The organism is Streptomyces sp. NPDC048270, assembly GCF_040652335.1.
Lineage (GTDB): Bacteria > Actinomycetota > Actinomycetes > Streptomycetales > Streptomycetaceae > Streptomyces.
This window is the reverse complement of sequence record NZ_JBEZLV010000007.1, coordinates 216,048-224,355: the sequence shown is the minus strand read 5'-3', so window position 1 is coordinate 224,355 and position 8,308 is coordinate 216,048. Positions and strand designations below refer to the sequence as shown.

Genomic DNA, 8,308 nt, shown 5'->3' with positions numbered 1-8,308 from the left:
GGCGCCGAGGCGCGCCCGGCGCCGTCGGCCGGGTCGCGGCCCCGGCGCGGGCAACCATCCGGCCGGCGGGCGCGTCTGTCCCGGCGGGCTTCGCGGGCGGGGCCCCGGCCCCCGGCTCCCGGCAGCCTCACCGGTCCGGCCGGTGTGCGGAACCGGGCGCCGGGCGCTCCGCCGCTGCGGGCACGGACAGGATCGGAGAGGGCGCATGAGCGACAGCGACCAGCGGGCCGTCGTCGTCGGCGGAGGGCTCGCCGGGGTCACGGCCGCGCTCGAACTCGCCGATGCCGGACTGCGGGTGACCCTGCTCGAAGGCCGCCCGCGCCTGGGCGGGCTGGCGTTCTCCTTCAAGCGCGGCGAACTCACCGTGGACAACGGCCAGCACGTCTACCTGCGCTGCTGCACCGCCTACCGGTGGTTCCTCGACCGCGTCGACGGCGCCGCCCTCGCACCGCTCCAGGACCGGCTCGACGTCCCCGTGCTCGACGTCGCCCACGCCAAGGGGCCGCGCCTCGGCCGCCTGCGCCGCAGCGCCCTGCCCGTGCCCCTGCACCTGGCCGGATCGCTGGCCCGCTACCCGCACCTGTCCCTCGCCGAACGCGCGAGCGTCGGCCGCGCCGCCCTCGCGCTGCGCCGGCTCGACCCCGCCGACCCGGCCCTGGACGGCCTGGACTTCGCGACCTGGCTCGGCCGCTACGGCCAGTCCCCCCGGACCATCGAGGCCCTGTGGGACCTCGTCGGCATCGCCACCCTCAACGCCACCGCCGAGAACTCCTCGCTCGGCCTGGCCGCCATGGTCTTCAAGACCGGCCTGCTCTCCGAGAACGGCGCCGCCGACATCGGCTGGGCCCGCGTACCGCTCGGCGACCTGCACGACACCCTCGCCCGCAAGGCGCTCGACGCGGCCGGCGTGCGGACCGCGCTGCGCACCCGGGTCACCGCCGTCTCCCGTACCCCCGAAGGGGCTTGGCGGGTGGAGACCGAGGACGAGTCCCTCGACGCCGGCACCGTCGTCCTCGCCGTCCCGCAGCGCGAGGCGCACGGGCTGCTGCCGGCCGGCGCGCTCGCCGACCCCGACAAGCTGCTCGACATCGGCACCGCGCCGATCCTCAACGTCCACGTCGTGTACGACCGCAAGGTCCTCAAGCAGCCCTTCTTCGCGGCGCTCGGCTCACCGGTGCAGTGGGTCTTCGACCGCACCGACTCCTCCGGGCTCCCCGACGGCGGCCAGTACCTGGCCCTGTCCCAGTCCGTGGCGCAGGACGACATCGACGAGCCGGTGTCCGTCCTGCGGGCCAAGTACCTGCCCGAGCTGGAGCGGCTGCTGCCCGCCGCTCGCGGCGCCAAGGTACGGGACTTCTTCGTCACCCGGGAGCGGACGGCCACCTTCGCCCCCACACCCGGCGTCGGACGGCTGCGCCCCGGCGCGCGGACCGACACGCCGGGGCTGTATCTGGCCGGTGCGTGGACTGCCACCGGTTGGCCCGCGACCATGGAGAGCGCCGTCCGGAGCGGACTGAGCGCGGCTCACGCCGCGCTCGCCGTACTCGGCCGCCCCCGCGAACACCCTCTGCAGGAGGCGGCATGACGAGCACCAGCACCACCAGCAGCACCGGCACAGCACGTACAGGAACCAGAGGAGAGCCAGTGAACCCGGGGAATCCGGCTGTCGAGAACACGGATGCCAGCGTGGGCGCAGCCGGCGGGGGAGTGGAGAAGGCCGACACGATCGCCCTCCTGGAACGGGGCCGCACGCTGTCGACGCCCGCGCTCCGCGCCGCCGTGGAACGGCTCGCCGCGCCCATGGACACCGTCGCCGCCTACCACTTCGGCTGGATCGACGCCCAGGGCAACCCCGCGGACGGCGACGGCGGCAAGGCCGTCCGGCCCGCCCTCGCCCTGCTCTCCGCCGAGGCCGCGGGCGCCGCGGCCGAGGTCGGCGTCCCCGGCGCCGTGGCCGTCGAGCTCGTGCACAACTTCTCGCTGCTGCACGACGACCTGATGGACGGCGACGAGCAGCGCCGCCACCGCGACACGGTCTGGAAGGTGCACGGCCCGGCCCTGGCGATCCTGGTCGGCGACGCGCTCTTCGCCCTCGCCAACGAGGTGCTGCTGGAGCTCGGCACCGTCGAAGCGGGCCGTGCGGCGCGCCGGCTGACCACCGCCAGCCGCAAGCTCATCGACGGCCAGGCCCAGGACATCTCCTACGAGCACCGCGAGCGCGTCAGCGTCGAGGAGTGCCTGGAGATGGAGGGCAACAAGACGGGCGCGCTGCTCGCCTGCTCCGTCTCCATCGGCGCCGTCCTCGGCGGCGCGGACGACCGCACGGCCGACAAGCTCGAGGAGTACGGCTACCACCTGGGCCTCGCCTTCCAGGCCGTGGACGACCTGCTCGGCATCTGGGGCGACCCCGATGCCACCGGCAAGCAGACCTGGAGCGACCTGCGCCAGCGCAAGAAGTCCCTGCCGGTGGTCGCCGCCCTCGCGGCCGACGGCCCCGCCGCCGAGGAACTGGCCCAGCTGCTCGCCGCCGACGCCAAGAGCAATGACTTCGAGAACTTCTCGGAGGAGGAGTTCGCGGCCCGCGCTGCGCTGATCGAGGCGGCCGGCGGACGCACGTGGACCGCCGACGAGGCACGCCGCCAGCACGCGGTGGCGATCCGGGCCCTGGACGACGTCGACATGCCGCAGCGGGTGCGCGACCAGCTGGTGGCCCTGGCCGACTTCGTCGTCGTGCGCAAGAGGTGAACGCCGCCCGGAAGCGGATATGACGCGCGAGTCGCCGGCCGGCGCCGCCGCCCCCGACTGAGGGCGCGCGCCGGTCGACGGCACACCCCAGCACAGCAGAGGACAGACTGCACGAAGGGGAAGCCATGACAGCGACGACCGACGGCAGCGCCGAGGGCGCCGGCGCGGGCAGCGACACCACCGCGGGCGCCCCGCCGCCCCGCCCCCCGGAGCCCCTGGGCGGCCCGGGCCCGGGCCGTTCGGACCCCGGACAAGCCGCCCCGTACGGCTCGGGGGGCGTGCCCGGCGGAGCGGGCGGGGGCCGGCAGGCCGGTCCGCCCGGGCCGCAGGCCGAGTACCGCCCACCTGGTCTGCGCGGGGCGGAAGGCACCGGCGCCTTCCGCCCCGCGGTCGGACCGGCATCGCCCCCCCCTCCGGCCCCGTCCACCGGACACGGCGTGACGGCCCCGCCCGCGCCGGAGGGCGGCCGGGGCGGGGCGCGTACCGCGACCGCGGACCTGCCCGAACCGCCGGACGGCAACCGGCGGCCGGAGGTCCACGAGGCCGCCGCGCGGGCGACCCGGCACCTGCTGGCGCGGCAGGACGCCGAGGGGTGGTGGAAGGGCGACCTCGAGACCAACGTGACCATGGACGCCGAGGACCTGCTGCTGCGCCAGTTCCTCGGGATCCGGGACGAGGCCACCACCCGGGCCGCCGCCCTCTTCATCCGCGGCGAGCAGCGGGACGACGGCACCTGGGCCACCTTCCACGGCGGACCGCCCGAACTCTCCGCCACCATCGAGGCGTACGTGGCCCTGCGCCTGGCCGGAGACGCGCCGGACGCCCCGCACATGGCCCGCGCCTCGGCCTGGATCCGGGCCCACGGCGGGATCGCGTCCGCCCGGGTCTTCACCCGCATCTGGCTGGCCCTGTTCGGCTGGTGGAGCTGGGAGCACCTGCCCGAACTCCCGCCCGAGCTGGTGTTCCTGCCGCCCTGGGTGCCGCTGAACATCTACGACTTCGGCTGCTGGGCCCGCCAGACCATCGTCCCCCTCACGGTCGTCTCCGCGCTGCGCCCCGTCCGCCCGGCCCCCTTCGCCCTCGACGAGCTGCACACCGACGCGCGGGTGCCGAACCCCGCCAAGCGCCTGGCTCCGCTGACCAGTTGGGACGGCGCCTTCCAGCGGATGGACAGGGCGCTGCACGTCTACCGGCGGTTCGCCCCGCGCCGGCTGCGCAAGGCGGCCCTGTCCGCCGCCGCCCGCTGGATCGTCGAGCGCCAGGAGAACGACGGCTGCTGGGGCGGCATCCAGCCGCCCGCCGTGTACTCGGTCATCGCCCTGCACCTGCTCGGCTACGACCTCGGCCACCCGGTGATGCGGGCCGGACTGGAATCCCTGGACCGGTTCGCGGTGTGGCGCGAGGACGGGGCCCGGATGATCGAGGCCTGCCAGTCCCCGGTCTGGGACACCTGCCTCGCCGTGATCGCCCTGGCCGACGCGGGTCTGCGCCCCGACCACCCGGCACTGGTCAAGGCCGCCGACTGGATGCTCGGCGAGGAGATCGCGCGCACCGGGGACTGGGCGGTACGCCGGCCCGGGCTCGCCCCCGGCGGCTGGGCGTTCGAGTTCCACAACGACACCTACCCCGACATCGACGACACCGCCGAGGTCGTCCTCGCGCTGCGCCGCGTCCGGCACCCCGACCCGGCCCGGGTCGAGGCGGCGATCGCCCGCGGGGTGTCCTGGAACCTCGGCATGCAGTCGAAGAACGGCGCGTGGGGGGCCTTCGACGCCGACAACACCAGCCCCTTCCCGAACCGGCTGCCCTTCTGCGACTTCGGCGAGGTCATCGACCCGCCCTCGGCCGATGTCACCGCCCACGTGGTGGAGATGCTCGCCTTCGAGGGCAGGGCGGGTGACGCCCGGACCCGGCGCGGCATCGCCTGGCTGCTCGCCGAACAGGAGCCCGACGGCGCCTGGTTCGGCCGCTGGGGCACCAACTACGTCTACGGCACCGGGTCGGTGGTGCCCGCCCTCACCGCGGCCGGCATCGCCCCGGCGCATCCCGCGATCCGGCGGGCCGTGCGCTGGCTGGAATCCGTACAGAACGAGGACGGCGGGTGGGGCGAGGACCAGCGCTCCTACAAGGACCGGTCGTGGGCCGGGAAGGGCGCCTCCACCCCCTCGCAGACGGCGTGGGCGCTGATGGCCCTGCTGTCGGCGGGCGAGCGGGAGGGCAAGGCCGTCGAGCGGGGCATCGCCCACCTGGTGGCGACCCAGCGGGAGGACGGCTCCTGGGACGAGCCCCACTTCACGGGCACCGGCTTCCCGTGGGACTTCTCCATCAACTACCACCTGTACCGGCAGGTGTTCCCGCTCACCGCGCTCGGCCGCTACCTGTACGGGGAACCGTTCGCGGCCGCCGGGGGCTCCTGATGCCCGCGGCCCGGGGGGACGGGTCCGCCGAGGCCGGCCCGCTGCTGGTGGCCTGCGCGCTGCGCATCGAGCAGGCGGCGCTGCGCAGCGCGGGCCGCGGGGGCCACGCGCTGCTGCGGACCGGCATGGGCCCGCGCGCCGCCGGGCGGTCCGTCGGCCGGGCGCTGGAGCGGCCGGGGATGGAGCGGGCCGCCGTCCTCGCGACCGGGTTCTGCGCCGGGCTGGTCCCCGGCATGCACCCCGGCGACCTGGTCGTCGCGGTGGAGACCCGGGACCCGGAGGGGGTGGTCGCCTGTACCGGGCCCGCCCTGCTCGCCGAGGCACTGGCCCGGGTGGCGCCCGGCCGGACCGTGCACACCGGCGCACTGACCGGATCCGACCACGTCGTCCGCGGCCAGGAGCGTGCGCAGCTGCGCGCCACCGGCGCCATCGCGGTCGACATGGAGTCCGCGGCCACCCTGTGGGCCGCCACCCGGGGCGGCGCCCGCCCGCCGGAGGGAGGACGCCCGGTTGCGGCCGTCCGGGTGATCGTGGACGCTCCGGAGCATGAGCTCGTCCGTATCGGCACGGTCCGCGGTGGAATATCGGCCTTCCGCGTACTGCGTGCCGTACTGCCCGCGTTTTATGACTGGCACCGTTCTTTGCTGCTCCCCAGGAGGTGAGCCAGATGGCCATGCCGCTGCGCCAGACCATCAGGGTCGGGACGTATCTGCTCGAACAGAAGCTCCGCAAGCGTGAGAAGTTCCCGCTGATCGTCGAGCTGGAACCGCTGTACGCCTGCAACCTGGCCTGCGAGGGGTGCGGAAAGATCCAGCACCCGGCCGGGGTGCTCAAGCAGCGCATGCCGGTCGCCCAGGCGGTCGGCGCCGTACTGGAGTCGGGCGCGCCCATGGTGTCCATCGCGGGCGGCGAGCCCTTGATGCACCCGCAGATCCACGAGATCGTCCGCCAGTTGGTCGCCAAGCGGAAGTATGTATTCCTCTGCACCAACGCGATGCTCCTGCGCAAGAAGATCGAGAAGTTCACCCCGTCCCCGTATTTCGCCTTCGCCGTGCACATCGACGGACTGCGCGAACGGCACGACGAGTCGGTGGCCAAGGAGGGCGTCTTCGACGAGGCGGTCGCGGCCATCAAGGAGGCGAAGAGGCGCGGTTTCCGGGTGACCACCAACTCCACCTTCTTCAACACGGACACCCCGCAGACGATCATCGAGGTGCTCAACTACCTCAATGACGACCTCCAGGTCGACGAGATGATGATCTCGCCCGCCTACGCCTACGAGAAGGCCCCTGACCAGGAGCACTTCCTGGGTGTCGAACAGACCCGCGAACTCTTCAGGAAGGCCTTCGCGGGCGGCAACCGCAGGCGCTGGCGGCTCAATCACTCCCCGCTCTTCCTGGACTTCCTGGAAGGAAAGGCCGATTTCCCCTGCACGGCCTGGGCCATTCCGAATTACTCCCTCTTCGGCTGGCAGCGCCCCTGCTACCTGATGAGCGACGGATACGTGCCGACGTACCGGGAGCTGATCAACGACACCGACTGGAGCAAGTACGGCCGCGGCAAGGACCCCCGCTGCGCGAACTGCATGGCGCACTGCGGATACGAGCCCACCGCCGTCCTCGCCACCATGGGCTCCCTCAAGGAGTCCCTGCGCGCGGCCCGGGAGACGATCGGCGGGAACCGGGAACCCTCACGGGGGCCGGCGTGACCGCGGAGCCGCGCGCGGAGGGGGTCCGGGCCGGGGGCTTCGACCTCGGAGCCCTGCTGGCCGAGCGCGGTGGCGAGCGCTACGAGCTGCACGCCCGCCACCTCAACCACCAGCTGCCCCGGATGCTGCACACCATCGGCTTCGACAAGGTCTACGAGCGGGCCGAGGGCGCCCACTTCTGGGACGCCGAGGGCAACGACTACCTCGACATGCTGGCCGGGTTCGGGGTGATGGGCCTGGGCCGGCACCACCCGGTGGTCCGCCGCGCCCTGCACGACGTCCTCGACGCCCAGCTCGCCGACCTCACCCGCTTCGACTGCCAGCCGCTGCCCGGGCTGCTGGCCGAGAAGCTGCTCTCGTACAGCCCGCACCTGGACCGGGTCTTCTTCGGCAACAGCGGCACCGAGGCGGTGGAGACGGCCCTGAAGTTCGCCCGGTACGCCACCGGGCGGCCCAGGGTCCTCTACTGCGACCACGCCTTCCACGGCCTCACCACCGGCTCGCTCTCGGTGAACGGGGAGGGCGGCTTCCGGGACGGCTTCGCGCCGCTGCTGCCCGACACGAAGATCGCTCTGGGAGATCTGGGCGCCCTGGAGCGGGAGCTGCGCAAGGGCGACGTGGCCGCCTTCGTCGTCGAGCCGATCCAGGGCAAGGGGGTCCTCGCCGCTCCGCCCGGTTTCCTGCCCGCCGCGCAGGAACTGCTGCGCCGCCACAAGGCGCTGCTGATCGCGGACGAGGTGCAGACCGGGCTCGGCCGGACCGGCGACTTCTACGCGTACCAGCACGAGCCGGGCGTGGAACCCGATCTGGTGTGCGTGGCCAAGGCGCTCTCGGGCGGCTACGTGCCGGTCGGCGCGACCCTGGGCAAGGACTGGATCTTCCAGAAGGTCTACTCGTCCATGGACCGGGTCCTCGTGCACTCGGCGAGCTTCGGCTCCAACGCCCAGGCGATGGCGGCCGGACTGGCGGTGCTGTCGGTCATGGAGGACGAGGAGGTCGTGGCGGGCGCCCGGGCCATGGGCGATTTGCTGCGCGGGCGGCTCGCGGCCCTGGTGGACGAGTACGAGATGCTGCACGAGGTGCGCGGGCGCGGGCTGATGATCGGCATCGAGTTCGGCCGGCCGTCCTCGCTGGGGCTGCGCAGCCGGTGGGCGATGCTCCAGGCGGCCCGCAAGGGGCTCTTCGCGCAGATGGTCGTGGTGCCGCTGCTGCAGAAGCACCGGATCCTCACCCAGGTGTCCGGGGACCACCTGGAAGTGATCAAGCTGATCCCGCCGCTGATCGTGGACGAGCGGGACGTCGACCGGTTCGTCGGCGCCTTCCGCGAGGTCATGGACGAGGCGCACGGCGGGTCGGGGCTGATGTGGGAGTTCGGCAGGACCCTGGTGAAGCAGGCCGTCGGCAACCGGTGACGGCCTGCTCCGGCAGGGGCGGCGGG

Annotated in this window: 6 protein-coding genes; all 6 read left to right on the top strand. The window is 73.7% G+C overall.

The features are described from left to right. Positions 1 to 205 precede the first annotated feature (205 nt). The 6 genes from hpnE to AB0D66_RS09740 all read left to right on the top strand — a co-directional run bounded on the left by hpnE (position 206) and on the right by AB0D66_RS09740 (position 8,282). Positions 206 to 1,585 carry a hydroxysqualene dehydroxylase HpnE gene (gene hpnE, locus AB0D66_RS09765; protein ID WP_362299312.1) on the top strand — a complete coding sequence of 460 codons (1,380 nt, stop codon included), beginning with the start codon at positions 206 to 208 and terminating at the stop codon, positions 1,583 to 1,585. Beyond that, positions 1,582 to 2,745 carry a polyprenyl synthetase family protein gene (locus tag AB0D66_RS09760; RefSeq protein ID WP_362299309.1) on the top strand — a complete coding sequence of 388 codons (1,164 nt, stop codon included), beginning with the start codon at positions 1,582 to 1,584 and terminating at the stop codon, positions 2,743 to 2,745. The genes hpnE and AB0D66_RS09760 overlap by 4 nt, the downstream gene beginning before the upstream one ends. A gap of 125 nt (positions 2,746 to 2,870) precedes the next feature. Further along, positions 2,871 to 5,162, top strand: a complete 2,292-nt coding sequence (gene shc / locus AB0D66_RS09755; protein ID WP_362299307.1) for a squalene--hopene cyclase — start codon at positions 2,871 to 2,873, stop codon at positions 5,160 to 5,162. Continuing rightward, on the top strand, positions 5,162 to 5,824 hold the full coding sequence (locus AB0D66_RS09750) for a 1-hydroxy-2-methyl-2-butenyl 4-diphosphate reductase (RefSeq protein WP_362299305.1): 663 nt from the start codon (positions 5,162 to 5,164) through the stop codon (positions 5,822 to 5,824). Before shc ends, AB0D66_RS09750 begins: the two co-directional genes overlap by 1 nt. 5 nt (positions 5,825 to 5,829) lie before the next feature. After that, positions 5,830 to 6,870, top strand: coding sequence for an adenosyl-hopene transferase HpnH (gene hpnH / locus AB0D66_RS09745; protein WP_362299302.1), 1,041 nt, complete (start codon positions 5,830 to 5,832; stop codon positions 6,868 to 6,870). Further along, on the top strand, positions 6,867 to 8,282 hold the full coding sequence (locus AB0D66_RS09740; protein WP_362299299.1) for an aspartate aminotransferase family protein: 1,416 nt from the start codon (positions 6,867 to 6,869) through the stop codon (positions 8,280 to 8,282). Before hpnH ends, AB0D66_RS09740 begins: the two co-directional genes overlap by 4 nt. The last annotated feature ends 26 nt before the right edge of the window (positions 8,283 to 8,308 follow it).

Bases quoted from the DNA above. Each gene is read 5' to 3' on its own strand.
- AB0D66_RS09750 (WP_362299305.1), top strand. From the start codon at position 5,162: ATGCCCGCGGCCCGGGGGGACGGGTCCGCCGAGGCCGGCCCGCTGCTG.
- hpnH (WP_362299302.1), top strand. From the start codon at position 5,830: ATGGCCATGCCGCTGCGCCAGACCATCAGGGTCGGGACGTATCTGCTC.
- shc (WP_362299307.1), top strand. From the start codon at position 2,871: ATGACAGCGACGACCGACGGCAGCGCCGAGGGCGCCGGCGCGGGCAGC.
- hpnE (WP_362299312.1), top strand. From the start codon at position 206: ATGAGCGACAGCGACCAGCGGGCCGTCGTCGTCGGCGGAGGGCTCGCC.
- AB0D66_RS09760 (WP_362299309.1), top strand. From the start codon at position 1,582: ATGACGAGCACCAGCACCACCAGCAGCACCGGCACAGCACGTACAGGA.